General features: G+C 43.7%; 25 protein-coding genes, 1 tRNA gene and 1 pseudogene. 9 read left to right on the top strand and 18 right to left on the bottom strand.

The genetic code is table 11. From position 1 onward, the window contains the following. The first annotated feature begins 3 nt into the window (after positions 1-3). The 6 genes from J0656_RS15810 to J0656_RS15785 are packed head-to-tail and all read left to right on the top strand — an operon-like array spanning position 4 to position 6071. Positions 4-708, top strand: a complete 705-nt coding sequence (locus J0656_RS15810; RefSeq protein WP_207035629.1) for a hypothetical protein — start codon at positions 4-6, stop codon at positions 706-708. Positions 709-723: 15 nt separating this feature from the next. After that, the gene (locus J0656_RS15805) at positions 724-1305 is read left to right on the top strand and encodes a hypothetical protein (RefSeq protein ID WP_207035627.1); all 582 of its coding nucleotides are present in this window, start codon (positions 724-726) and stop codon (positions 1303-1305) included. Positions 1306-1313: 8 nt separating this feature from the next. Then, the gene (locus J0656_RS15800) at positions 1314-1877 is read left to right on the top strand and encodes a hypothetical protein (RefSeq protein WP_207035625.1); all 564 of its coding nucleotides are present in this window, start codon (positions 1314-1316) and stop codon (positions 1875-1877) included. A 21-nt stretch (positions 1878-1898) separates the two neighbouring features. Then, on the top strand, positions 1899-2438 hold the full coding sequence (locus tag J0656_RS15795; RefSeq protein WP_207035623.1) for a hypothetical protein: 540 nt from the start codon (positions 1899-1901) through the stop codon (positions 2436-2438). A gap of 22 nt (positions 2439-2460) precedes the next feature. Continuing rightward, positions 2461-3042, top strand: coding sequence for a hypothetical protein (locus tag J0656_RS15790; RefSeq protein ID WP_207035621.1), 582 nt, complete (start codon positions 2461-2463; stop codon positions 3040-3042). Continuing rightward, positions 3042-6071, top strand: coding sequence for a hypothetical protein (locus J0656_RS15785; protein ID WP_207035619.1), 3030 nt, complete (start codon positions 3042-3044; stop codon positions 6069-6071). The genes J0656_RS15790 and J0656_RS15785 overlap by 1 nt, the downstream gene beginning before the upstream one ends. Before the next feature lie 723 nt (positions 6072-6794). Here J0656_RS15785 and J0656_RS15780 read toward each other — a convergent pair. The 16 genes and pseudogenes from J0656_RS15780 to J0656_RS15715 form a co-directional block, all read right to left on the bottom strand. Beyond that, positions 6795-6866 (bottom strand) — tRNA-Arg (locus J0656_RS15780). A 90-nt stretch (positions 6867-6956) separates the two neighbouring features. Next, complete coding sequence (locus J0656_RS15775) at positions 6957-7361, bottom strand: response regulator (protein ID WP_207035617.1); 405 nt, start codon at positions 7359-7361, stop codon at positions 6957-6959. 102 nt (positions 7362-7463) lie between these two features. Then, the gene (locus tag J0656_RS15770) at positions 7464-7877 is read right to left on the bottom strand and encodes a DUF6691 family protein (RefSeq protein ID WP_207035615.1); all 414 of its coding nucleotides are present in this window, start codon (positions 7875-7877) and stop codon (positions 7464-7466) included. Next, positions 7874-8431 carry a YeeE/YedE family protein gene (locus J0656_RS15765; protein WP_207035613.1) on the bottom strand — a complete coding sequence of 186 codons (558 nt, stop codon included), beginning with the start codon at positions 8429-8431 and terminating at the stop codon, positions 7874-7876. The genes J0656_RS15770 and J0656_RS15765 overlap by 4 nt, the downstream gene beginning before the upstream one ends. A gap of 59 nt (positions 8432-8490) precedes the next feature. Further along, a complete protein-coding gene (locus J0656_RS15760) occupies positions 8491-8694 on the bottom strand; it encodes a YgaP family membrane protein (protein WP_207035611.1) in 204 nt (67 codons plus the stop codon). A gap of 10 nt (positions 8695-8704) precedes the next feature. Next, positions 8705-9010, bottom strand: a complete 306-nt coding sequence (locus J0656_RS15755) for a hypothetical protein (protein WP_207035609.1) — start codon at positions 9008-9010, stop codon at positions 8705-8707. 1 nt (position 9011) lies between these two features. Then, positions 9012-12206 carry an efflux RND transporter permease subunit gene (locus J0656_RS15750; protein ID WP_207035607.1) on the bottom strand — a complete coding sequence of 1065 codons (3195 nt, stop codon included), beginning with the start codon at positions 12204-12206 and terminating at the stop codon, positions 9012-9014. A 16-nt stretch (positions 12207-12222) separates the two neighbouring features. After that, positions 12223-13311, bottom strand: a complete 1089-nt coding sequence (locus J0656_RS15745; protein ID WP_207035605.1) for an efflux RND transporter periplasmic adaptor subunit — start codon at positions 13309-13311, stop codon at positions 12223-12225. Positions 13312-13318: 7 nt separating this feature from the next. After that, positions 13319-14623: a TolC family protein gene (locus J0656_RS15740; RefSeq protein ID WP_207035603.1), complete on the bottom strand. Its 1305-nt coding sequence runs from the start codon at positions 14621-14623 to the stop codon at positions 13319-13321. A gap of 153 nt (positions 14624-14776) precedes the next feature. Beyond that, complete coding sequence (locus tag J0656_RS20315; RefSeq protein ID WP_255307398.1) at positions 14777-14911, bottom strand: hypothetical protein; 135 nt, start codon at positions 14909-14911, stop codon at positions 14777-14779. A gap of 6 nt (positions 14912-14917) precedes the next feature. Continuing rightward, positions 14918-16375, bottom strand: coding sequence for an NAD(P)/FAD-dependent oxidoreductase (locus J0656_RS15735; RefSeq protein WP_207035600.1), 1458 nt, complete (start codon positions 16373-16375; stop codon positions 14918-14920). Between the two features lie 77 nt (positions 16376-16452). After that, entirely contained in the window at positions 16453-17490 is a 1038-nt protein-coding gene (cydB, locus tag J0656_RS15730) for a cytochrome d ubiquinol oxidase subunit II (RefSeq protein ID WP_207035599.1), read from the bottom strand. A gap of 4 nt (positions 17491-17494) precedes the next feature. Further along, a complete protein-coding gene (locus tag J0656_RS15725) occupies positions 17495-18868 on the bottom strand; it encodes a cytochrome ubiquinol oxidase subunit I (RefSeq protein WP_207035598.1) in 1374 nt (457 codons plus the stop codon). 133 nt (positions 18869-19001) lie between these two features. Beyond that, on the bottom strand, positions 19002-19130 hold the full coding sequence (locus J0656_RS20310; protein ID WP_262707577.1) for a hypothetical protein: 129 nt from the start codon (positions 19128-19130) through the stop codon (positions 19002-19004). Between the two features lie 94 nt (positions 19131-19224). Beyond that, positions 19225-20437: pseudogene (locus J0656_RS15720) on the bottom strand (NAD(P)/FAD-dependent oxidoreductase). Positions 20438-20658: 221 nt separating this feature from the next. Beyond that, positions 20659-20865, bottom strand: coding sequence for a YgaP family membrane protein (locus J0656_RS15715; protein WP_207035597.1), 207 nt, complete (start codon positions 20863-20865; stop codon positions 20659-20661). Between the two features lie 163 nt (positions 20866-21028). Between J0656_RS15715 and J0656_RS15710 the strand changes: the two genes are divergently transcribed. Genes J0656_RS15710 through J0656_RS15700 form a run of 3 tightly spaced genes read left to right on the top strand, consistent with a single transcriptional unit; the run spans position 21029 to position 23587 of the window. Beyond that, positions 21029-22249, top strand: coding sequence for a sulfite oxidase (locus J0656_RS15710; protein WP_207035595.1), 1221 nt, complete (start codon positions 21029-21031; stop codon positions 22247-22249). Position 22250: 1 nt separating this feature from the next. Beyond that, entirely contained in the window at positions 22251-22703 is a 453-nt protein-coding gene (locus tag J0656_RS15705) for a monoheme cytochrome C (protein WP_207035593.1), read from the top strand. A gap of 5 nt (positions 22704-22708) precedes the next feature. Then, positions 22709-23587: a sterol desaturase family protein gene (locus tag J0656_RS15700; RefSeq protein WP_207035591.1), complete on the top strand. Its 879-nt coding sequence runs from the start codon at positions 22709-22711 to the stop codon at positions 23585-23587. On the opposite strand, the gene J0656_RS15695 is transcribed toward J0656_RS15700, so the two are convergent. Together J0656_RS15695 and J0656_RS15690 are read right to left on the bottom strand one after the other, a co-directional pair. After that, positions 23584-24585 (bottom strand): c-type heme family protein, encoded by a 1002-nt coding sequence (locus J0656_RS15695; protein ID WP_207035589.1) that lies wholly within the window; start codon positions 24583-24585, stop codon positions 23584-23586. The two genes, J0656_RS15700 and J0656_RS15695, sit on opposite strands and share 4 nt — an antisense overlap. Beyond that, the gene (locus J0656_RS15690; RefSeq protein ID WP_207035587.1) at positions 24585-24854 is read right to left on the bottom strand and encodes a heavy-metal-associated domain-containing protein; all 270 of its coding nucleotides are present in this window, start codon (positions 24852-24854) and stop codon (positions 24585-24587) included. The genes J0656_RS15695 and J0656_RS15690 overlap by 1 nt, the downstream gene beginning before the upstream one ends. Between the last annotated feature and the right edge of the window lie 3 nt (positions 24855-24857).

Below are 24857 nucleotides of genomic sequence, written 5' to 3'. Positions count from 1 at the left end.
ACTATGAAAAAATTATTGGGATGCGCTATGTTTTTAATGCTCATGTGGACAGGGACACAAGCACAGGATTTTGACTTGGACGACATTATGGGTGAAGCGCAGGATTTCTTTGGCGAGGCACAGGATGATGCCGAAAAAGCCGCAGATACTGAAGCTCAACGGAAATTTAAGGAGGCATTTAAAGATAAATTCAAAAAATGGGGGGAGTTTTCAGAAAATCTCGATGATTATTCACCTCAGACCAAATGCTTGTACCTAATGGCCAAATATATTTCGGAATTAGAAGCACTTAAGACAGAAACAGAAAAGGATAGTGACTGCAGAAGGACCTACGACCTGTTAGGGATGCAACTGATGGCCATGATGTCCAGCACCACGATTATGTTCTGTACGGAGGAATTATTCAACACTTTAGGTAAGTTGGGGCCAGAAATGTCACAAGAAGACATGGATTATATTTCCGAAATAAAAAAAGACTTTAATCTATTGTATGTTAAAGAGAAAAACACAGATTTTGAAAAAACCATGGTACAGTTTTACATAAACGATTACGCCTTTGTAGACCCTTACTATGAAGATAATTTGTCGATAGAATTCACAAAAATAAATCAATACTTGCTGAAATACTTTCATCCGCTTTCCCTTATGAAAGAAGGCATGGCCATAAGCCAACAAATGGACAAGCTCAAACCTTGCACAGGGTATTAAAACCATCATTGTCCTATGAAAATCAATAACTCCTATATAATTCCATTTGTTTCGTTCCTGCTCGTATCCTGTGGAAGCAAAGAAAGCAAGAAACCCGACCAAGATGCAACCAACACCGTTGAACTGGTAAGGACAGCCAAGGATGTGCAAGAGAACCAGTCAAGTCTGGCGAATGAAACGCCTTTGACCAAGGAAGAATTTGCGTCATGGTTGCCCGAAACACTTTTAGGAATGCCCCTAACTTCCTCGACCATCAACCTGCTTCCAGATATTGGCTCCTGTAGCGCAACATATAGTGTAAACAATAGGAGAATCAGAGTAATGGTCATTGATGGCGCTGGTGAAAAAGGAAACAATGCCGTTAGTTCCTACCGAATGTCCAGCACCATAGAATACGATGAGAAAGGTACTTGGGGTAGCACCAAAACAACAACCATCAGCGACATCAAAGTAAAAGAATCCAGCCTGAAAAATGGCAAGTTCAACCTGTCCATGTTCCACGAAAACCGATTTGCAGTTGACGTGGAGACCTATGAGGTGGGGCATGAAGAATTGGAACAACTCGTCAAGGAATTGAATTTGGAACAACTTAAATAAATGAAATCATGAAAACAAGAACCATTATCCTCGCGATCGCATTCATAAGCATCGCCACACTCACACAGGCCCAATCAAAGGCAATATCACTCAAAAATGGCAAAAAAATCATTGTGGCCATTGACAATGAAACAAAAACAGTTGTGGATATCCTTCCAGCAGAGGCCTTGCCCGACAAAACCACAGCAGCCAAAAAATACCCGGGCAGCACTTTTTTTGCCGGTATGCTGTATGGGGAATCCAGCCGTTCGGTACGTCCGCATGAGTATTCGGATATTAAAAAAAGACAGTTCGCGGGCAACAGCTCCAAAACAGGTTCCCGCTCCGTACATCCACATGAGTATTCGGATATCGAGAAAAGGACATTCCTATCCATAAAAAGCACCAAAAACTTTTCGATGGCACCTCAAAAAGATGCCATACTGGCCTTTGATCTCTCGCAAGCCTATATCCCCGGAGACACATTCATTCCAGATGACACATTCATTCCTGGAGATACATTCATTCCAGGTGACACATTCCTTGTAATGTTCGATGAGAAGAAAAAAATAGTCATGCTAAAGGCAAGGTAGCCCACTCTTAAAATTTAAATGATGAATCGTAGAAAAATCAATTCCTACAACTATTTCCTATGCTTTTTGATAGCAGGAACCCTGTTCTTTTCATGTAAAAATGACCAAAAAAAAGAAGTTGCAGCGTCCACTGGTGAACTTTCGGGCAACTTTGCCGTGGAGGTCACCATGGAAAACAAGGTGTTCCATATTGAACAAGAAGACTTGCTGCCTGTAAAACGAACCTTTGCAAACGATAGTATTTTACTTTTATTCAGGGCGGATGGAAACCCGTTTCAGCTCAACCTAAACCTTACACATACCAATATTCTGGATGACCAAAGTGCAGAATACAGCATCCCAGATGCGAATGCGGGAAAAATAAAAGTAGATCTCAACTTCTTCAATGCCGATAGGGATGTAAAAAGAACCAACAAACGGATCGTTTTCAAAAAAGGGATTATCACCGTTAAAAAGTTAACAGCAAACAAGCTGGAAATGACCTTTACGGGCGAAGGCAGTGGAATGATAGAACGTGATGGCAATTTTCCGATTTCGGGCAAAATAAATGCCTCTTATTAAAACCATAATTGATCGTAATCAAATGAAAACAATATTGAAAATACTGGGCCTGATGTTGCTGATGGTCTCATGCAATACACAGAACAAAAAAGACAACACCGTTGATGAAACCGTAAAAATGGGCAAAACCGTACAAGATTTGGCCAAACAGTCACAAGACTTAAAAGAAACCGAGCCTGTGTCCGAAGAAACACTCAATAATTGGTTTCCCAAAACCCTTCAGGGCATGGAACGCCAGAAAATAGTCAAAGGCACATTGACCGGCTATGGAATAAGCGGTGCCACGGCCACATACGAAGGCTCCGATAAAAGCAGATTAGTTGTGAACGTGAACGATGGTGCCGGGGAAAAGGGTACAATGCTCACCTCGCAGTACATTGCCTTCAAAAACCTGAACACTGACATGGAAACCGATACTAAATCGGAAAAAATCCTGAACAACAATACCATGTTGGGTGTGGAAACTGTCTATAAAACTGAAGGGAAGGTCATGATCAACTTCCTGTACAAAGACCGATTCGCAGTAAACATGCAAGCGGACAATATTGAAAAACAAGCTGTTTGGGATGCATTTGACCAATTGGATATTGAAGCACTTTTTTGATGGATAACCCTATGACCAACAGTGCATCCCGAAGGGACTTTTTCAAGCAAATGGTGCTTGGCGGGACAGGATTGTACCTATCCCCCCTATTGTTTCAAGGCTGTGACGATGAAGACTTGGGCAGGCCGCCCTTTGGGGTTTGGGAAGACATGATCAAAAAACTCGAACAAAGTCCCGACCATCTCATCGGTAGAAGAAATACCCTTATCGCTTCCAAAGACCCCAAAGCAATGACGGATTTTGTCAGGGAAAGCTTTCAGGTTTTGCCAAACCAGCGTGACTTTTTGAGACAGCTGGCCCATGAAACCCTTTATGGCACCGATATGGCATTGCGGTGTGGTTTGGCCACTCCCCGGGAAAAAGCGGAAATATTGAAAGATATGTTGGTGGAGGCCGGATTTGAGGCAAAGGTGGTCTTGGAACATACCAACATTTCCCTGGATGGGGCCAAGGACATCGTTTTCAAAAAACACATTCCCGATTTTGATCCTCCCATTTCTGAACGACAAATGCATAAGTGGAACAAGGCTTTGGGTGCCTCGGAAACAAACGGGAGCTTTGAGGTCATCCCCGATCTAAAGAAAAGATCCGAGGTGTTGGCCAATGATCTTTTGGAAAAAATCGACGAAAAATATATTAGGGAGGCATCGGTCAACCAAGGATTCCATAAGAATGGTGTGCCCTCTGTCATCCTATATGAGAATGGTGGGGAAAAATATGCCCATGTGTTCGATCCCGCAGTGCCCTTCGGGCAGTTGCACCCCACTAACCAAGAGAAAAGGTTCAGTGATGCCACTGCATTGAAAAAGCCCAAGGACAACGATATCACCATAGCTCTTTCATGCCGGAACGCCATGGACAAATGGAACGAAACGGAGCTCGTCTCAGGTACCTGGAAACTGTCCCAACTCTTGGGCAACCAGTTGCAAGTACTCTTCTTGAACAACATGGCGTTTGAAGACCAGGCCACAAAATCCATCTCCCAGGTGTGCAACTTTACACCTTGCTTGGCACTTCAAGATATCAATAAGGATACCACATATTTGGAAGAACGCTCCTTTTTGGGAGAACCCATCAACTTGGAAGGGGAAAAAGTATTGGACCGTTACAATCCCACGGTTCTACCCAAAGAGGAATTGGCTGGTGCCATCGATAACATACACTCCTTAGAAGGAAAAGTCGTTCCACAGGCCTTCCCAAAAGTCAGATTGGAACTGGAACCAATGGATGCCGAAGGAAATATCATCGGAGGGCTTTCCACAGCCAATTTTGAGGTTGCGGACAATGGACAGAGCCCCATGGTCTGGATGCAGCAGAACAGTATTTCACCCAAAATACTGCTGCTTTACGATACCTCTATGAGCATGCCCACGGAATATCGGGGAGAAGGCATCAAAACATTTTTGAGAAATACCGAAAGTGATGTGAAGGAAGCCTATCCGACCGCACAGTTGCTACTCCAAGAAACAGGTTCCAACATATATACCTCGCTGCTAAGTGCAAAACAATTGGATGTTGATCTCATCCTGTATGCAACGGACGGGCACAACAATGATGAGTACGACCCATCATACCGCTCCATTTATGATGCCGGACCTCCTGCCATCTTGCTCAATGTGTTCGCTGTAGATACTTTTTATAAGCGTTTAAGGGAAAACATGGACTTTGTTGAAATCCAAGCAGATGACCAAGAACGGACCATAACGAAAATAAAGGAATTCGTAGGTCAGTTGCATTTCCCCACTTATGTGCTCACCTACAACTCGTTTGATGAGGGTAAAGACCATGAGGTGGTCGTGAAGGTGAAGGACACAGTGCACCGGATAAGATTGACCTATCATTTTCCAGAGAACGACAACGTTCTAGGAAACAGGATGATTGGCCTCTACCTTACCATCAGTAGCAATGGAATGCAACCCATAAAAAGGACCCTTGCCGGGTACGAACTCCATAAGGACAACTACATGAGCCCCATAAGGCCTGACCGAAAAATGATAGACGAAGTACATGAAATGTTATTGGGCGGTGCCGTAATGGCCTTTGAACGGGAAGCTCCCACCCTTTCGCTCCAACTTACGGAATACCTAAAAACATTGATGAGCAACAAAGCGTGGTTTGAGGCCTATCAGGACAACGATCTCGGGAGAGCAGTTGAGGAGTTGCAAAAGGGAGGTTTAAGCTATCCAGCTCTTTTATTGACCATGATGCAGCCCTTGAATGACCAGGTTACGGACAAGGCCATCACCTATCCCAGTGGCTTCCGCTCATGCCTGATAAAACTCACCCCGGGCTATTATAACAAGGAATCCAAGACCTCATTTGATTACCTGCCTACCTCGGAATACCTTTCGGCCACCCGTGATAGTAAGGGCGGTTTTGCAGAAACCCTCAAAAAAACGGCCCAATTGGCCATTTTAGAAGGCCATGTTTTTGAGGACAGCGCCCTTGACCTATTGAAGGGAAAACCACTCTTGTTGAACAAGGACAGGGGGCTGGACGAGCGGTTCACGACCAAAGCTTTGGGTGAGGACTATGGCTATTTCAGCAAATTTGTTTTCGGAGGTTCGGAGTTGAAGTTTTTTGATACTTCCCTTCAGACAAAGTCCTTCTGGAAAATAAATCCGGTGAATGGGGAACTATACGGCATTTTGCCCAACCAGACAGGTGGCGGAACTAGGACTACCTATGAACAGTTAATGGAGCTGGACAGCGTCATACAGGGCTACAAAGAAGTATTGTCCGGAATGAATGTGGGTCTGGCAGTAACCGGTCTAGGAGGCCTACCTTTGGGCATTGTGGCCACCTACAGTCTAACCTTGGTGAAACTGTATGCCCTTGCATCCCAAGCACTCATATTGATGAACACTACTGGCATGGATGAGGACATCACCTTGGCACTTCAAGCATTGGCATGCGATATCTATAAGGAAGTTCTGTATGATTCCTTTTATGCTGTCGGTTCTGCCGCAAGTACTATTGAAAACCTTATAGGCGCCGTGGGGGGCAACTTTTCATTTTTCAAGTGTTGAAAAACTGGGTGTTCAGGGAATCCCCTTAACATATCAATGGCTTCATAAGAAAAAAGAGCCATTCAAAGGATGGACGGGTTGGAAAACTTAATAGCCATGATGGGGGATGATGAATTTTCATTTTTGCCCTGCCCATCAGCTTAAATCTTAATGGTTGGCGTTACGCGATTTGGTTAAAATTGGAATTTGGTGATTACTTCTTTAGGAGGAACTTTTGCAAACCAGGTGTTGGTTCTTATGAGGCGGAGAAAGTCCCTTCTTTCCACAATTCCTATAGTACCATACAAGCAGGAAATTGTAATCTAATTCGCTTGTGCCGGATTGCGTGTCTCAGGACTCACCCCCAAGCTTTATAGACTTGCTTGCCAATCGAGATGAATTGGTTTGAAGCCTATCCAGTATTGATAGGACAAAGCCATGCAAGCATTGGGAAAAGACAATTTTGAATATCTTCTACTTTATTGGCCATGACTGGAAAATTATACCCGGTCATTGCCTGCACAAATAGATTTAGAATTAGTTAAAATAGCAAGCGAAACAAGTTTCGCGCTGCAATCATCCCAAAATAAATACTCTGCGAGTCTATTGCTATGTAACGTGAGGTCATAAGCGACCTGCAAACCCTTTGCAAGTCTTACTTGGAAAAGGATTCTAGTTACTATAAGAATAAAGATCAGACCGAATGGATGGTTATTGGCACTAATTGATTCAGAAGTCAAAAAGTAGCCCCGGCAAGAATCGAACTTGCATCTAAAGTTTAGGAAACTTCTATTCTATCCATTGAACTACGGGGCCATTCCATAAAATGGATTGCAAAAATAGGTTTTTTGATGGATTTTATGCAAACACACTAATCTATTTACATCAAAAAAATGGGGGAACCACCTAACTTCGTTTTACTGTTTCTTCCTTCAATATTTTTTCCAGATAGGAACGCGACAATGGCTTATCGACATATCCCGAGATCATTCCGTTTTTTTTCGCTATGGCTCTATCTTTTGTATTGGTAAAGGCAGAAAGAACGTACACACTTGGAAGCAAATGTCCTTTGAACAAATTCTTTAAATTTTCCAAAAAATCCCATCCGTTCATTCCATCCATAACCAAGTCCAAAAAAATAATATCGGGCAATCTGTTCTGCTCCTCTATCGAACTCAAACAAGCCTGTAAGCCTTCTTCTCCGCTGGAACAAGTAACAATATCAAAATTACCATGGGATTGCTGTATGCAGTATCGAGTCGCAAATTGCGACACCAAGTCATCGTCTATGATAAACGTAGTTAACTTCATGTAGGAACTATTACGTAAGTTTGGGGAGAGCAAAGCTAGAAGCAAACCATCAATGCGCCATTCATTTTCGTTGTTTGGCCCAAATATACCGTTGAGTCAACCTTAATAAGGCAATTTACTCCTAACAATACCATATACAAAAGCTCCGAGAACAGCACCCATAAGCACCAGAATTATAGGCCAATAACCCGCTCCTACCAATATATAGATGGGTCCAGGACATGCCCCTGCCAAAGCCCAGCCCAGTCCAAACAGGGTTCCTCCCAAAATATATCTCGTAAACGTTTTTTCTTTATCTGGGATGCTGATGATTTCTCCCGAAAAAGATTTGACCTTCGATTTCTTTATCCAGAAGACCAAAACAACTCCCACAGCCAAGGCAGAACCTATGATGCCGTACATATGGAATGAATCGAACTGGAACATTTCATAGATTCTGAACCATGATGCTGCTTCCGACTTGTAGAGCACAATACCCAAAAAAGTTCCCAATATGATGTACATTATATTCTTCATGCTGAAAAAATTAAAGGGAACAATAGGTGCACCATAATCAATCCACCGATAAAAAATCCGATGACAGCAATTAATGATGGTCGCTGTAAATTACTAAGACCAGAAATTGCATGCCCAGAGGTACATCCGCCAGCATATCGGGTTCCGAAGCCCACCAAAAAACCAGCAATCAACAGGATAACCCACACTTTGGGGTCCGCCAATGAATCCATGCTGAAAAGTTCTGTGGGCAAATAGGCCTTGCCAGCACTATCAAAACCTAAATCTTGAAGCTTCGCCACCGTTTTATCGGAGATATCCACAGCAGGATTGGGCGACAACCAATGCGCTCCCAAAAATCCTCCAATTACCGAACCCAAAACCACCAATAGGTTCCAACGTTTGGATTTTACATCCACTTTGAAGTAATCCGTGAATTTTCCTGCTCCGCCAATGGTGCAAAAAGTCTCCAAGTTGGATGACATTCCAAATTTTTTGCCCATCAAAATGAGCAAGGCCATGATGATGGCAATGAGTGGGCCCGATACATACCAAGGCCAAGGTTGATAAAGCATTTCGTGAGGTTTTGTGCAAATGTCACGAAAATGCTTTAATTATCAAATATGGGAGGGTTTTAGCAACAGTTCTTTTCTTCGTTAGACACCCCGAACTTTTTAAGGATATCTTCCAATAAACACCATTTGGTCAAGGACGATTGGAACAAATTGGCCCCGACAAACGCGGTAAACCAAAGCCAATTCTGGCTCACATAAATCGCCAAAACTAAGCTGATCAAGATAAAACTTCCTGCTACCCCTCTTACGATTCTATTTCTCATTTCTTGATTTTTAAACGGTTCTCTCAATGGGTATTTCCACGGCCCTTATCGGGTTGGTGGTCTCACTTTCCTCGTTGAATTGTTTCAATAATTTGAACAACTCGGTCACTTTTTCTTCTTCGGTAAAGGAAAAGAACATGTTCGATGCCGCTCCGCCTTTTTCACTGGGAAACCAACTGCTGGTGTACATCAATGGCGCGGCACTTTTGTACCCATCTATGTCGGATTCGCTAAAGCTTTCGACGCCTGCTTGTTTAAAGAGTTTAAAAACCTGGCTTTTATACTCTTCCACTGTGGTCACAATGATCATTTTCATTTTACTTGTAGTTTTTACGTTCAATCATGTAATACACCAATGGCACTACCAATAGCGTCAAAATGGTCGACACTATGGTTCCTCCCATAAGCGATATCGCCAACCCCTGAAAAATGGGGTCGAACAAAATCACAAAAGCTCCAATGACCACAGTACCCGCGGTCAATAAAATAGGAATGGTACGCACAGCACCTGCTTCCAATACGGCCTGCTTAAGGGGAACTCCCTCGTCCAACCTTAGGTTGACGAAGTCGATAAGCAATACCGAGTTCCGCACCATGATTCCTGCCAAGGCAATCATCCCGATAAAGGAGGTTGCGGTAAAGAATGCTCCTAACAACCAATGCCCGAGTACAATTCCGATCAAGGAAAGTGGGATGGCCACCATCATCACTACAGGTGCCTTAAAGTTTTGGAACCAACCCACAATAAGCATGTAAATAATCACGATCACGCCCATAAAGGCAATTCCCAAATCGCGGAACACCTCCAAGGTAATCTGCCATTCGCCGTCCCATTTCACGGTATAATCATCCTCAAATTGGGGTTGCTCCATATATAATTCGTCAATGGAATACCCTTGTGGCAGCTCTAACTGGTTCAATTTATCCGTCATACCCAAAATGGCATACACCGGACTCTCCAATTCTCCAGCCATATCGGACATCACATATACCACTCTTTTTTGATTCTTTCGGTAGATGCTCTTCGCCTTGACGCCTTCTTTTACCTGAACCAAATCACCAACGGAAACCATATTTCCTTGTTGGGATGCTATCTTCACTTGTTTGATCTCATCCAAACTGGATTTATCCTTTTCACTCATGGAAAGTACAATCCCGATTTGGTCAAAAGCATCCTCTCGGTAAATATGCGATACGGGTTGTTCACGGAAAGTCATGGCCATTACCTCAACAATTTGTTGTGGTGTAACGCCATAAAGCATGGCCTTTTCCTTATCGATTACAAAATCATATTCCACTTGGTCATCCTCGACCATCCAATCCACATCTACCACATCCTCAGTATTGTTCAAGATGCCTTTTACATCATCGGCCAAGGCAATCTGCTTTTCGTAATCCGGTCCATACACCTCAGCTACAATGGTTGACAACACAGGAGGCCCTGGTGGCACCTCAACAATCTTAATGTTCGCATCGTACTTTTTGCCCAATTCCTGAATCTTCGGCCTAAGCAATTTGGCTATATCATGACTTTGTTCACTCCTATCGTGCTTGTCTACCAGATTGACTTGGATATCGGCCATATTGCTACCACCACGAAGGTCGTAATGCCTTACCAAACCGTTAAAGGTAATCGGCGCAGAGGTTCCCACATAACTCTGATAGTTGACCACTTCGGGCCGAGTGGAGAGATACGCTCCTATTTCCTTGGTCACCGCTGATGTTCTTTCCAATGTGGTGCCTTCAGGAAGATCTATGACCACCTGGAACTCGTTCTTGTTATCAAAAGGCAACATTTTTACGGCTACCGATTTGGTAAAGAACATGGCCATGGAGGCAATCAACAAGAAGAAAGTGATTCCCAAAAACAACCATCTTTTTTTATTACTCTCTATCAAGGGTCTTTCGAAGCGAGCATAAGCTTTATAAATAAAGGTGTCATTGATTTCAACAGCTTCTTTTTCCTTTTTCTTCTTTTTGTCCTTTTCCCTTAGGAAGATATAGCCCAAATATGGGGTTATGGTCAATGCAACAAACAAAGACAACAACATCGCAATCGAAGCTCCAATGGGCATTGGGGACATGTAAGGCCCCATCAAGCCAGATACAAAGGCCATGGGCAGTACGGATGCAATTACCGTAAATGTTGCCAAAATGGTCGGATTACCTACCTCGTTGATGGCGTAGATAGCGGCATCTTTAAAGGGTAATCGTTTCATTTTAAAATGACGGTGCATGTTCTCCGCAATAATGATGGAGTCATCCACCACAATACCTGTTACAAACACCAAAGCGAACAACGTGATTCGGTTCAAGGTGTAATCCAGCATGTAGTAGCTGAGCAAGGTCAATGCAAAAGTGATGGGCACTGAAAGGAAGACCACTAGTCCACCTCGCCATCCCATGGCCAACATCACCACAAAGGTTACGGCGATGATGGCACCGATCAGGTGCATCAATAGTTCAGACACCTTTTGTGAAGCAGTTTCACCATAGTTGCGGGTTACCTCGACCTTAACTTCGTCTGGAATCAAGGTTGTTTTTAAGTGGTCCACTTTTTCCAATACCACATCGGCAATCTTCATGGCATCGGCCCCTTTACGTTTGGCAATGGAAATGGTTACCGCTGGGTATTCCGATTTATATTCCTTTGCCTTTTCGCTGGCAGCTCCAAATCCAAGGGAAACATAGTTTTTTGGTAATTCGGGCCCATCCAAAACGGTGGCCAATTGCTTCAAATAAATGGGTTGACCTTGTTTGGTTCCTACAATCAGGTTTTCGAGATCTTCTTTGGTTTCCAGAAAATTTCCTGTGCTGATATGGAACTCCGTGTCGTTGGATAGGAAGTTCCCTGCATCCATCTGCTGGTTGTTGGCTTGAATCATTTGGGCCACGGCCAACATATCGATTCCTGATTCCGCCATTTTATCCTTGTCCACGACTACACGAAGTTGGGGACTACGCCCTCCTATCTTTTTGGTAATGGACACCCCGTTTACTTTTTCAATCTCGTTGATAAGCTCTCCTGAAATCTGTCTCAACTGAAAATCATCGTACTCCTCGCTCCAAAGAGTCAACGCCAGCATGGGCACATCATCAATGGCACGGGTTTTCACCAAGGGCATGGTCACACCGGCGGGCATTTCGTCCATGTGCTTGTTAATCTCATCGTATAGACGCACCAAAGATCTTTCGATATCCTCTCCCACATAGAACTGCACAATGGCCATCCCCTGCTCTTGCATCGAGGTGGTGTATACATATTCTACACCTTTGATGTTCGATATAATTTTTTCCAGCGGTTTGGTAATCCTGGATTCCACCTCGGTTGGGCTGGCCCCTGGGTATCCCACAAAAATATCCGCCATGGGCACATCTATCTGTGGCTCCTCTTCCCTTGGGATTAGGAAAGAACTGTACACCCCGATGACCATGAAAACGATCATTAAGAGCACCGTTAGTTTGGAGCTGATAAACCCTTTGGCTATTTTTCCTGCAAGTCCGTCTTTCATTGTTAGCGTTTTTGGGTTATTGAATGCTTACTTTAGCTCCATTGTACAGCTTTCCTTCGGCGGATACGATGTACTGATCTCCTTTGGACAAGCCTGATAACACTTCGACTTCATCTCCAAAGTTCTCGCCCAATCGCAGCCAACGCAGCAAGGCCACATTATCCTGTCCCAAGGTGTAAACTCCAGTCAATTGTCCTTTATGCACCAAGACTTCGGACGGAATGGTAACAACTGTTTTACCGTCGCTCTCGTTTTCCGCCTCGAGCCTAACGGTGGCATACATCCCTGACAAAATCTTGGTGTCTGTTTTATCCAATACAACCTTCATCACATATTGTCCGCCCGTGTTTTGTGCAGATGCACTCAACTCGGACACTTTTCCCGTAATCGTAGTATCCAATGCTTTTACCAAAATGTGAGCTTTGGTTCCCACTTCGATGGCCGAAATGTTGTTCTCGGCCACTTTGGCCTCTACTTCAAATCCTCCTGGGGATTCCACAGATACCAACGGAACGCCAGGATTGGCCATATCGCCTTCATCGATGTAGGTATTGGTAACCACTCCGCTAAAGGGCGACCTAATGTTGGCATAAGCGAACTGGGAGTTCACTTCGTTCTTCATTTGGTTTGCGGCCTCCAATCTGGCCTTGGCCATTTCGTATCGTGCGGTCATGTCATCCAACTCTTTTTGTGAAGCGCTGTTTTCCCTGAATAGATTCTGGAATCTTTCATAGTCTTTCTTGGCATTGTTAAAAGCTACTTGCGCTTCGGTAATGGAGGCTTCCACTTGTGCTTTTTTGGCGCGTAGGTCTACATTGTTGATGGAAATCAGCAAATCTCCCTTGTTTACTTTCTGACCTATTTTTACGGGAAGTGATTCCACGTGGCCCATTATTCTAGTACTCAAGGTGGCGCTATTCACGGCCTTAATTTGACCACTTCCTGCCAAAATGGTGGAACTATCGCCCATATCCACCTCAGCAACGGTTACTGGAACTGCTTCCGCGTTGTCCACAGTCTGTTTTTCGTCACTTCCACACCCCATTAGAAGGAATCCCAAGTAGGCGGTCAGCATGAGGCTTTTATATATCGTTGTGTTTTTCATCTTGCAATTATTCTTTGGTTAAAAATGTTAATAAGGATTGTGCTTGATTGTATTCAAAAATGGTCTGATAGTAGGCCAATTGCTTTTCAGCATAGGTGGCTTCGGCCATTAATAGGTCGGTTGTTTTTTCCAAGCCCTCTTTGAACCTGTTGGTACGTATCCTCAACGATTCTTCGGATTGCTCCATAGCCAGTTTTGATGTCTGGAGCCTGCTCTCGGCATCTTCGACCATCCGCTTGGTGCGTTGAAGCTCCATAATACTTTTGGCGACGTATTGTTCGTATTCCTGTTTCGCTTTTTCATAACTTGTTTTGCTCTTTCCTGCTTTGGCGAAGCGTTGAGATCCTTTAAAAACATCCCAGCTTAAACTTGCCCCGATAATGTATCCTTTGGCATCAGCCTGAAAGATTTGGTCATCGTACATTTCGTAACTGGCGAAGGCGTTCAACCTTGGCAAGAAGGTCATGTTATCGGCCTTCATATTTGCCCTGTACGCTTCGGACACCAAATCCATGGCTTTTACATCTGCCCTATTTTCCAAAGTGACTTCAACGGTTTCACCAAGATTGTCGGGCACCAGTTCTTCTGATGGTTGGTAGACGACATCTCCCTGTTCGTTCATTAAAAATGCCAAATAATCCGACGCATTTTTCACATGGCTCTTGGCCGTTTTCAGTTGGTCGGAAACCTCCGTGACCCGAACTTTTACTTCCAACAGATCGGCTTTTTGAAGCAATCCTTGGTCGTAACTGTTCTGTGCCATGTTCAAGTTGGCATTTGCGGCCTCAAAAGCTTTTTGCAGCACTGCTACAGCTCTGTGTGCAAGTTGCAGTTGCCCGTATGCCTTTTGGGCTTCAAAATTGAGATAGTCCCTGGTTCGCATCGCTTGGAGTTCCTTGGCCTCCATGGTAGTTTTAGCTGCTTTTCGCTGATAAAATCCGTCCAAATTGATCAAGGGTTGTTCCACCGAAACCTTGGTGGCGTAGTTCTGGATCTGGTCGGGGTCATTCAATAAAGCAGGATTAAAATCAGCCTGGGTCAAAATCTCTTGGTTCAGTTTGGAACCGAAGGCCATCAATGGGTTTGTGGTCGCCATTCCCGTATGCGACACAGCGATCTGTGGCAAGAAAATGGAATTGGAGAACCTATAATCATATTTCGCCATCTTGGCTTCCTGCTCGGAAACCTTTATACTGGCGTTGGACTCCTGCACCTTGGCCAGGACATCCGCTAAGGAAATCTTGACATGGTCTTGGGCAAACAATTGCCCCTGGGTCCATATTAGAATTGTGATAATTAAAATCCGTTTCATCTACTTATTCAATTTGAAGCAAAAATAGATTTGGTCGTACACCTGCACAGTAACCTTGGTTACTGAGAAGATTTAAAAAAAACACCTCAATACGAAGACATCCTAACAAAGTAAATCCGTATTGAGGTGTTCTACAATGATGAAAGTCAGTGACTAAGCATTTCGGGTCCCCCCGTGCCCGCCTGCCACCACAATCAATACCTTAATGCTCAAATAAATGAACTTAAAGAACTGGATGATGGGATTCATCATCATAAATCGTTTGTATTTTGAGATTCTTCGTGTCATAACTTTCTATTCTGGGATTAACCACCAAAAGGGTTTCATTTTTGCTTTGTAAATAAAGGCATAGTGCAATGCCAACTTCAACCAGTGACCTGCTAGACCTATGGTTCCAAAGGTTTTACCCAATTTTCTACCATGGGTATCGGGATATTTATTGTAATCGGGCACAATGGGATAGGTGGTAATGCTCACACCGCTTCCCGTGGTCATACCAAACCCTGCGGATGCTATACAGGCTGCACCCATATTACCCATAGATCCTTTATGATGTAGTTCATCATTGGAGTGCTTGATCATCTCTATGATGTTATCCGCTACTAATTTTGCGGTAATTCCAGACGGCATTCCCGTTCTGGGAGGTGCAGGTGTGATATCGGTACCATTCTTACTTTTTCTGGGTTTGGATATGCTATGCGGTGGTGCGAAGGCAATACCAGGTGCAAAAATGTTGGAATATGATGGGTTTTGATAGGTTTCCGGCCAATCTTGAACACTCCATTCTTCATAAGGTTTGGGGGCATAATCGGCATCCACGATCATGAAACCCCTAAAAAGTTTATCGGTAATATCCTCCCCTGACTTATCATATGCCTTGAAACCATGTCCCGAGAAGGAAGGTATCAGCATGGCAAAATCATAGCTTTCCTTTTTATACGCTCCATCTAAGGTCTCGTAATGGGCCACTCCGTCCTCAACTTTGCTGACCCCTGCTTCCAAAATCCATTTAATCCCCCTATCCTCAAATATCATCTCCACCATTTCGCTGGACTTCATGATATTGCTTCCGTAGCTCATCAACATTCCGTCCATACCAAAATCGCCTAGGTTATATTCGTTGGAGATCCATGTGATTTCGGCCATATCCCTCACTTTGTGCCTTCGCAGTTCTTGCTCAATATTCAAAATGTACTCAAAGGCCGCTCCTTGACAGGTTGATTTGGCATGACCCGTACCAATCAATATTTTTACTTTTTTTCCCTCCTTCATTTGCTTGATGAGTCCTTCCAATGCAATCCACGCCTCTTGCGCGTGGGTATAGGTGCACACCGAGTGCGCTTTATTTTTACCGGGAGACAATCCTTCCGTCGCTTCAAAATTGAGTTTAGGCCCTGTGGCATTGATCAGGTAATCGTAGGTTACCCTCTCCTGGTTTCCTTTTTCATCGCCCGTGACATATTCCGCCAGGATATAGGGCTTGTTTTCTTCCGAATCACCTTCGGGATGAAAACTAACGGCTTTGGCCTGTTTATAATCAATATGTTTTTTGGCATATAGGGGTGCCAATGGGAATAAGATATCCTTTGGTTTCATTCTACCAATTCCGACCCAGATATTGGACGGTATCCATTGGTAGTTCCCATTGGGGGATACCACCATGACCTCATGCTCTTTAGAGAGCTTTCTTCTTAAATGGGAGGCTGCAACATGACCTGCAATACCAGCTCCCAACACGACTATTTTGGACATTTTTGAATTATTTATCCAAATTTACTTGTAGCCAACCAGATATAAAGTGACTTAGGTCACATACAAAAAATCTACAATCAATAACTGGTCTCGTCCAATTTAACCTTTCCCCAAAATGTCTTGTATACGAAGATGGTATAGAAAAGCACCAAAGGTGTACCTATAGCCACAATGACCATCATGATCTGCAGGGATTTTGTGGAAGATGCAGCCTTATAGATATCTATATTGTACATAGGGTCTATCGTGGAACGCAATAATACCGGATACAGTTCAACCGCTACCAAGACCAATAAAAATGCTATGGTCAACGAGGAGAACAGAAAGGCCCACTTGTATTTTCTTTTTTCGGCCAATCTGGGCACATTGGCAATGCTCAGGAAAGTGAGCAAAGGAATTATAAAAAGTGAGGGGTTGCTTTTGAAATCATCCGACAAATGGGGAATATATATCAAAGTATAGAGGGTGGTCACTGCGAAGCTGACCATAAAAAATATCATCCCTCTTTTTAGAAGGCGCGTTAATTTTGCGAAAAGCCTCCCTTCTGTTTTCAGCAACAGGAAAATAGCGCCATGTGCCATAAAAAGGGACAGGGTGGTAAAGCCCGTCATCAAGGCATAGGGATTCAAAAACTCAAAAAGTACTCCCCCTTGGTATTGATAGTTCTCGCCAATAGCTATCCCTTGCAGTACATTCCCCAGCACAACACCCAACAAAAAGGCCAGCATTATACTTGAAATACTATAACAAATATCCCAAAGCTTTCTCCACCACAACATGGGTTCCTTCCCCCTGAACTCAATGGAAATAGCCCTGAAAATGATGAACAGCAAAAACAACATAAAGGGAACATATAATGATGAGAACATTGTGGCGTACATTACAGGGAACCCAGCAAAAAGAGCGCCGCCACCAATGACCAACCACACCTCGTTCCCGTCCCAAACGGGACCAACGGCATTCAATGCGATTCTACGGCTGTTCTCTTTCTTTAGAAAGAGATGCCAGGCTCCCGCCCCAAAATCAAAACCATCCAATATGGCATACCCTGAGAAAAGTCCTCCTACTACCAAAAACCACCATGTGGGATAATCCAATCCTAAAAAAGTTTCCATAAGCTTAGTTGATCATATGAGTTAGTGTTCCGCCAAAAGGTGTATCGTCAGATTCCGATTCTTCATAGGGCCCGTGTTTGATTTTCTTGTGCAGGAGATAAATGAACAGTGCAAACAACAAGGCATATACCAAAAAAAACAAAATAAGGGAGAACATGATCTGGTTATCCGAAACGGCCTGCGAAAATGCCTCATTGGTCCGTAAAAGTCCATAGACCACCCATGGCTGTCTGCCCATTTCGGCCGCAAACCAACCTACTTGATTCGCAATCTGCGGAAGAAATACGGCGAACACAAAAATCCAGAGCAGCCATTTTTTATCGAATAGTTTGCCCCGCCACCATAAAAATGACGCGAAAAGGGTCAAGAATATCAAGGCCATTCCAATGGCCACCATAATATGATAAAACTGAAACACGGCGTTTATTTGTGAAGGACGTTCATCTTCAGGAAAGGCATTGAGCCCTGTTACCGGGGCATCAAAATCATAATCCAGCAAAAAGGACAATCCTCCAGGCACCTTGATTCCCGATACCTCTTGATTTTCTTTGTCCACCCAGCCCAAAATGTACATATCAGCGGGAGCCGATGCTTCAAAATGGCCTTCGAGCGCAGCCAGCTTTGCAGGTTGGTTCTCCGCAACCCCATCAGCTGATTGATGACCTGTGAACAATTGTCCAAGGGAGAACACGGTGGCCACCACCAAGGCTATTTTAAAAGCTTTCTTGGAAACCTCCACATATTTTCCTTTAATCAGATAATAGGCGTGGACACTCAATACCAGAAAAGCTCCTGCCAAAAATGCCCCGAGCCAGACATGGGTCAACCTGTCCACACTGGAGGGATTGAAGACCATAGCCCAAAAGTCGGTGATCTCGGCCCGCGCGTCCATCCCTTCGCCTACGATATGAAATCCTGCGGGGGTCTGTTGCCAACTATTGGCCACAACAATCCAAATGGCGGAGAACATGGAACCCAGAAAAACCCCGATGGTGGATACCAAATGTACCCACGGTTTTACCCTGTTCCAACCAAACAACAATATTCCCAAAAAACCACTTTCCAGCGCAAAAGCAAAAATGCCCTCTGCCGCCAATGCACTTCCAAAGACATCTCCGACATAACGGGAGTATACGGCCCAGTTGGTGCCGAACTCAAACTCCATGACAATGCCCGTTACGACCCCGATACCGAAGGTCAGGGCAAATATTTTGGTCCAAAAACGAGCTAGTTTGTGGTAGGTTTGGTTTTTGGTTCTGATATAAATGCTTTCAAAAATGACCAATAGTAGACCAATGCCTATGCTTAAAGGCGGGTAGATGTAATGAAAGGCTACTGTGAAGGCAAATTGAATCCGGGCGAGAATTTCGGTTTCCATGGATAATGTTTTGTCCTTCAAAAGTAAGAAGGAGAACACTTGCTATAAGTTACCCAAGTTACAAATGAAATGGATTTAACATAAAAGCAAACTATCCTATGCTAAATCCATTTCTCCTATGTCTGGTTAGTGTTTATTCTTTACCACTGTTCATCAAGGCGAAGACTGCGATCACAAGAACTATGACCACCAGCGCAAACACACCTATCATCCAGATGCCGTTTTCCCATGATACCAATGGAATGTTTATTAGTGATTTCACGATGTATTGGTTTTAAGTTTGAGTCAAATTTACAGGCTTAACCCGATTGAAAATATGATAATTCTCATGAAAATTAAATCCTAATGAATTGACCCTAAACATTTTTACCCTTGAGCATCTTGTTCCAGTACAAATTGGGCAGCCCCTTATTTCTTCAGCATCCAAAGTCTCCAATGTTCCTTGTCACTATTAAAGACCAGCATACGCTTTAACTTAGGATCCGGTATAAAATTATTGTTGTAATCAAACTCGGCCAAGTTCATTTTTCCATAACCAGTAACCAATGGACACGAAGAATAGCCGTTATAAGATTTATTGCTGGCCGACTTGTGCTCCATCAATTTAACAATGTTGTCCACCACAACGGGAACTTGTTTACGAACCGCGGCCCCTGTTTTGGCCGTTGGCAATGCCGCAACATCGCCCAGACCAAAAATATTCGGGTAGGTATGGTGCTGCATGGAATGGTGGTCCACATTCAACCATCCAGAATCGTTGGCCAATACGGAATCACGTATAAACTTTGGTGCCGCTTGCGGTGGGGCCAAGTGCAACAAATCAAAAGGCACACTTATATCCACATCGCCCACCATGGTTTCTCCCAGCTCGTTATCTTCGTTGATGATACATCTGTTTTCTTCCAGAGCGGTGTGGCTAAAGTGAACGATTCGGTTTTCCACATCAATTTCTTTCGGTGCGTAAAACGGTTTAAAGTGAATGCCATACCGATCAATGACCTTCATGAGGGTCTCCCAAATCTCCTTGACCCCAAAAATAACGGTTCCCGGGGTGGCAAAAATCACGTTGGTGTCGTTCTTCAGGCCTTGTTTCCTAAAATAATCCGCTGCCAGATAGGCAATCTTTTGGGGAGCCCCTCCACATTTAATGGGCGTGGTGGGCTGTGTGAACAAGGCGTTTCCTTTTTTAAAGTTCCTGATGGTTTCCCATGTACGCTCTGGGTCAATATAATTGCTACAGGCCACTCCTTGCTCCAAAGCTTCGGGCAGGCCTTTGATCATACTTGGTTCCATGACCAATCCAGGAGCCACTACCAAATAATCGTAGGTAATGTCCCCGCTGCTTTTGGTTGAAACACTATTTTTCTCAGGATTGAAGCCAGCAGCCTTATCTTTGATCCAATCGACATCTTGCGGCATGACATCCGCCATGGGTTTAGCGGTCTTTTTAAAATCATAGGTTCCAGCTCCCGCAAGGGTCCATGCAGGCTGGTAATAATGTGTTTAGGAGGGCTCTATAATAGCTATGTCCAGCTTTTTGTTTTTCTTCAATAATTGGGCAGCAGTCATAATTCCGGCCGTTCCTCCCCCAATTATCAGAATTTGATAATGTTACTTCATGTTTGTTTAGTTAAATCTATCTAGGTAAAATATTGAAGAATATCATAATATATTGTAACTAAAGTTACATACTTGACGATTTGAAGGCTTTTTTATGTGAATATTATCATTTTTACACAAAAAAAGCCGCTCTAGTGAGAGCGGCTTTCCTTATCAACCAACCAAAAAACCTAATTCTTGACCTTGCATGTATTAATCCCAAAAAGGGTGTACAAAGGACAAAAACTAACAAAACTTGTCAAGACAAATATGGCAGCCAAAGCCAGCAGCACATATACCAATGTTCCTGTTATCACATTAAAATAATACAATGCCCCTATACCAAGTGCCAGGATAATCCGAATTGTACGGTCTGCACCGCCCATGTTTTTTTTCATAATTGATAGATTTGGATTTTACGGTACAATTTAATTAACAACCCTTTTATTGATTCTGACAATCAGTTTCTTACCGTAAAATTATATGTTTACTTTCAACCTTACGGTAACATCGGTTACATAGCTTTGCCTATTTTTACGATACATTTAAATTTTGACCTAAATGAACAGAAGAGGTTTCACGAATAAAATTTCGTTGGCAGCCATGGCCACCGTTTTGGGCAGCGACATAGTTTTTGCCCATAGGATGCCGAAGGATTACTTACCCTTGGGCTTGCAAGATCCCGACCCTTTCAAAATGTTCAGCAAAGACAAAGGAATGGTCGTTTTAAACGATAAGCCCTGGAATATGGAAGCCAAGGCACATCTACTGAACGATGACATTACCCCGAACAAATTCATGTTTATTAGAAACAATGGTCGGACTCCAGAACAAATCGATACTTCCAAATGGACTTTGACGCTGGATGGTGAATCGGTAAAGAACGCTAAAACCTATTCCCTTGCCGAACTTAAAAGTAAATTTCAGCACCATACCTACCAACTTACTCTAGAGTGCGGGGGCAACGGTAGAAGTGAGTTCAATCCACCTGCAAAAGGAAACCAATGGACCGTAGGTGCGGTATCTTGTGCCGAATGGACAGGAGTAAGACTACGGGACGTTCTTGATGATGCAGGAATCAATTCCGATGCGGTCTACATCGGTTATCATGGAGCAGACACCCATTTGAGCGGCGACCCAAAAAAGGAACCGATCTCCAGGGGTGTTCCCATATCCAAGGCTATGCAAGACGAAACCTTGCTTGCCTTTGCCATGAATGGAGAGGATATTCCCTTGGCGCATGGACACCCGTTGCGTTTGGTATGTGGGGGATGGCCCGCATCCACGTCGGGGAAATGGGTCAATCGAATCAGTGTCCGGAACAAAGTGCACGATGGTGAAAAAATGGGGGGCACCTCGTACCGTGTCCCTTGCGAAACTGTTGCCCCGGGCAGCAAGGTCGAAGATTCTGATATGTGCATCATAGAGTCCATGCCGGTAAAATCCTTGATAACCTACCCAAAAAGTGGAGCACTGATCAAACAGAGCCAAACATTGAACATCAATGGCCATGCGTGGGCAGGTGAACTTGAGGTTTCAAAAATGGAATATTCCATCGATTTTGGCAGTACCTGGCATAGCTGTTCCCTTAAAAAACCAGCTAACCGTTTGGCGTGGCAACATTTCAACGCAACAGTGTCATTTCCCAAAAAAGGGTATTACGAGGTGTGGGGCAGGGCTACGGATGCCAAAGGAAAAGCTCAGCCGATGGTACTTCCTGGCTGGAACCCGAAAGGATATCTCAACAATGCCTGCCATCGTATAGCAGTCAAAATAGTATAAGATGGGAAACGAGTTTCAAAAACAGGTACGCGCACTTTCCAAAACCCTCTTGTCCTTTCTAATATTGGTCCTTTTCCTCTTTGGTGGGCTATACTATTGGGCCAACTATACCCCGCAACCGGACATTGTGGAGATTCCTTTGGAAGAAACCACCGATGATTACGACAAAGTGGAAAACGGTGTCCATGTTGCCACCGGATTTATAGATGATACGGGAATGCAAGCGACCATTCAAAATTGTACCGCCTGTCACTCCGCAAAATTGGTCACCCAAAACCGAATGAGCAGGGAAGGGTGGAAAGCTGCTATAGAATGGATGCAAGAAACTCAGAACCTTTGGGATTTGGGCGCTAATGAGGAATTGATTTTGACCTATTTATCAAAAAATTATGCTCCGACCGATAAGGGACGCCGCCAGAATTTGGAGAATATTGAATGGTATGAGCTAAAATAGCTATAATGAAATATGTTGATGCGCTAGTTAATGGTTTTTTGGGAATGGTTCAATGGACCTGGAAATCCATTGTTTTTGATGTGCCTTGGTATACCAATTATTTTTGGGGTTTGATTCTTATCTCACTTTTGGTATGGGGGCTGGAAATCCTCTTTCCATGGCGCAAGGAACAATCCATTTTTAGAAAGGACTTTTGGCTGGATATATTTTATATGTTCTTCAATTTCTTTGTATTCGCCATCATCATAAACGGGGTTTATAAAGTTTTGACGATACTTTTTAACGATTTCGGAATTACTTCAAAATCTTTGGCCATTTTGGATATTGCCAATTGGCCCCAATGGGTTCAGTTGCTTGTGTTTTTTGTAGTGCTCGATTTTGTTCAATGGTTCACTCATATCCTTTTGCACAGGGTCCCTGCTTTTTGGGAATTTCATAAAGTACACCATAGCGTGAAGGAAATGGGCTTCGCTGCACACATGCGTTTCCATTGGATGGAAAATGTTCTCTACAAACCCTTAAAAACTTTGGGATTGATGGTCCTCGGAGGGTTTGAACCCGAACAGGCCTATATTGTACATTTTGCAGCCATTGCCATCGGACACTTTAATCATTCGAACATTAAACTGACCTATGGTCCGCTTAAATACGTTTTGAACAATCCCGTAATGCACTTATACCATCATGCCCACACCATTCCCGAAGCATCCTACGGGGTGAATTTTGGCATAAGCCTAAGTATTTGGGATTACATTTTCAAAACAAACTATATTCCGGAAAGCAGTGGTAAGATTGAATTGGGCTTTCCAGGGGATGAGACCTTGCCCAAAGGGTTTTGGGGCCAGTTGATTTATGGTTTCAAAAGGGAAAAAAAAGACACCTAATCCGTCTTTCTCGGAGTGTCGAAAACGATGCTCCAAATACCTCGTATCTCGTCGGGCCCATATCCTACCGCCTTATCTTGGGGGTACAGTTCCGATAGGCTTTCATATACTTTTGGGGTTATGTTTTCTTTTGGAGTTCCATGGCAGTTTAAACACATAGTGTTCGTTACAATAGGAAAGTAGAAGTACACTTTTCCGTTCTCTTCCCTTAAAATAGGCTCAACGGACTCACCGCCCGCAACCTGACCCTTAAAAGTTTCAATATGGGCCAATTCTACCGCATTTGCTTGATTTTTAGGGTTACGTGGTTTATCCGAAACCCTTTTGATTCGTGCATTGAAGTTCGTGGACATGCTATCTGTCAATGGATACGCCCGTTCATTGCAGAACTCTACGGCGGCTTCCACTCCTTTGTTCTGAATGGCACCCATCAGATTTTTGCCAAGTACTTTTTTGGTCTCCAAAGCATAACGCATCCCCAGTTCCTTGGGGGTCACTTCCATTTCGGACACTTTTGGTGTCCTACCTCTGTTGTATAGCGAATCCCCTCGACGATCCATCCAATGTGCTTGGAACCAATCCGGTTCCTCTATCCGATAATCGTACATGTACTCGGCAATCTTCCTTACCTCATCTTCTGGGAACTGTTGGGCAGGCATCAATCCGAACCTGCGGACTGCTCCCCGCATTTGGGCATGGTCCTCAGACCGTAATTTTACGAATGCCATAATAGCGTCCACAAAAGCTTCCCTTTCCGCATGATTTTCCATGTAATGGGCTTTTACGGCCACCATGGGCGGACCAATGCGCTGTCCGTTTTCCGGTGTTGATGGATTATGGCATAAATAGCATTGATTTTCCATCAATCTTTTGCCCTCCTCGACTTTAGATGCCGTTTGCGCTATCGGTTCAGAGACTTCTCTATCTGATGTTTTAGGTCCCTGTTTGCAGGATAGCATCAGTAAAAAAACAACTATGGAAATCAGTGCAGGTCTCATCAGTTGGACATTTTACCGCTGGCACAACTCACAAACGATTTTGCCTTGTCCACAAAACCATTTTCATCATCGATTGTAGGGTATTCCATGCGTTTGAGGGCATCTTTAACTAAGGAAGCATCATCGGCGCTTTGATGATCAAAGCTAACCGATGAGCTGTCCTTCTCCACAATCACATCTTTAATTTCTTTTATCCCTGAAAGTTTGTTGGATATCGTCTTGGCGCATCCTCCACACTTTAGGTTTTGTACTTGGAATGTTGTTTTCATTAT

The organism is Flagellimonas aurea (assembly GCF_017313785.1).
Classification (GTDB): Bacteria; Bacteroidota; Bacteroidia; order Flavobacteriales; family Flavobacteriaceae; genus Flagellimonas; species Flagellimonas aurea.
The sequence above is the reverse complement of the archived record's forward strand: the minus strand, read 5'-3'. Positions and strand labels throughout refer to the sequence as shown.

Bases quoted from the DNA above. Each gene is read 5' to 3' on its own strand.
- J0656_RS15690 (WP_207035587.1), bottom strand. From the start codon at position 24,854: ATGAAAACAACATTCCAAGTACAAAACCTAAAGTGTGGAGGATGCGCC.
- J0656_RS15775 (WP_207035617.1), bottom strand. From the start codon at position 7,361: ATGAAGTTAACTACGTTTATCATAGACGATGACTTGGTGTCGCAATTT.
- J0656_RS15755 (WP_207035609.1), bottom strand. From the start codon at position 9,010: ATGAAAATGATCATTGTGACCACAGTGGAAGAGTATAAAAGCCAGGTT.
- J0656_RS15770 (WP_207035615.1), bottom strand. From the start codon at position 7,877: ATGAAGAATATAATGTACATCATATTGGGAACTTTTTTGGGTATTGTG.
- J0656_RS15740 (WP_207035603.1), bottom strand. From the start codon at position 14,623: ATGAAACGGATTTTAATTATCACAATTCTAATATGGACCCAGGGGCAA.
- J0656_RS15745 (WP_207035605.1), bottom strand. From the start codon at position 13,311: ATGAAAAACACAACGATATATAAAAGCCTCATGCTGACCGCCTACTTG.
- J0656_RS15700 (WP_207035591.1), top strand. From the start codon at position 22,709: ATGAAATATGTTGATGCGCTAGTTAATGGTTTTTTGGGAATGGTTCAA.
- J0656_RS15750 (WP_207035607.1), bottom strand. From the start codon at position 12,206: ATGAAAGACGGACTTGCAGGAAAAATAGCCAAAGGGTTTATCAGCTCC.
- J0656_RS15795 (WP_207035623.1), top strand. From the start codon at position 1,899: ATGAATCGTAGAAAAATCAATTCCTACAACTATTTCCTATGCTTTTTG.
- J0656_RS15810 (WP_207035629.1), top strand. From the start codon at position 4: ATGAAAAAATTATTGGGATGCGCTATGTTTTTAATGCTCATGTGGACA.
- J0656_RS15705 (WP_207035593.1), top strand. From the start codon at position 22,251: ATGGGAAACGAGTTTCAAAAACAGGTACGCGCACTTTCCAAAACCCTC.
- J0656_RS20315 (WP_255307398.1), bottom strand. From the start codon at position 14,911: ATGACACGAAGAATCTCAAAATACAAACGATTTATGATGATGAATCCC.
- J0656_RS15800 (WP_207035625.1), top strand. From the start codon at position 1,314: ATGAAAACAAGAACCATTATCCTCGCGATCGCATTCATAAGCATCGCC.
- J0656_RS15760 (WP_207035611.1), bottom strand. From the start codon at position 8,694: ATGAGAAATAGAATCGTAAGAGGGGTAGCAGGAAGTTTTATCTTGATC.
- cydB (WP_207035599.1), bottom strand. From the start codon at position 17,490: ATGGAAACTTTTTTAGGATTGGATTATCCCACATGGTGGTTTTTGGTA.
- J0656_RS15710 (WP_207035595.1), top strand. From the start codon at position 21,029: ATGAACAGAAGAGGTTTCACGAATAAAATTTCGTTGGCAGCCATGGCC.
- J0656_RS15695 (WP_207035589.1), bottom strand. From the start codon at position 24,585: ATGAGACCTGCACTGATTTCCATAGTTGTTTTTTTACTGATGCTATCC.
- J0656_RS15790 (WP_207035621.1), top strand. From the start codon at position 2,461: ATGAAAACAATATTGAAAATACTGGGCCTGATGTTGCTGATGGTCTCA.
- J0656_RS15735 (WP_207035600.1), bottom strand. From the start codon at position 16,375: ATGTCCAAAATAGTCGTGTTGGGAGCTGGTATTGCAGGTCATGTTGCA.
- J0656_RS15725 (WP_207035598.1), bottom strand. From the start codon at position 18,868: ATGGAAACCGAAATTCTCGCCCGGATTCAATTTGCCTTCACAGTAGCC.
- J0656_RS15785 (WP_207035619.1), top strand. From the start codon at position 3,042: ATGGATAACCCTATGACCAACAGTGCATCCCGAAGGGACTTTTTCAAG.
- J0656_RS15805 (WP_207035627.1), top strand. From the start codon at position 724: ATGAAAATCAATAACTCCTATATAATTCCATTTGTTTCGTTCCTGCTC.
- J0656_RS15765 (WP_207035613.1), bottom strand. From the start codon at position 8,431: ATGCTTTATCAACCTTGGCCTTGGTATGTATCGGGCCCACTCATTGCC.
- J0656_RS15715 (WP_207035597.1), bottom strand. From the start codon at position 20,865: ATGAAAAAAAACATGGGCGGTGCAGACCGTACAATTCGGATTATCCTG.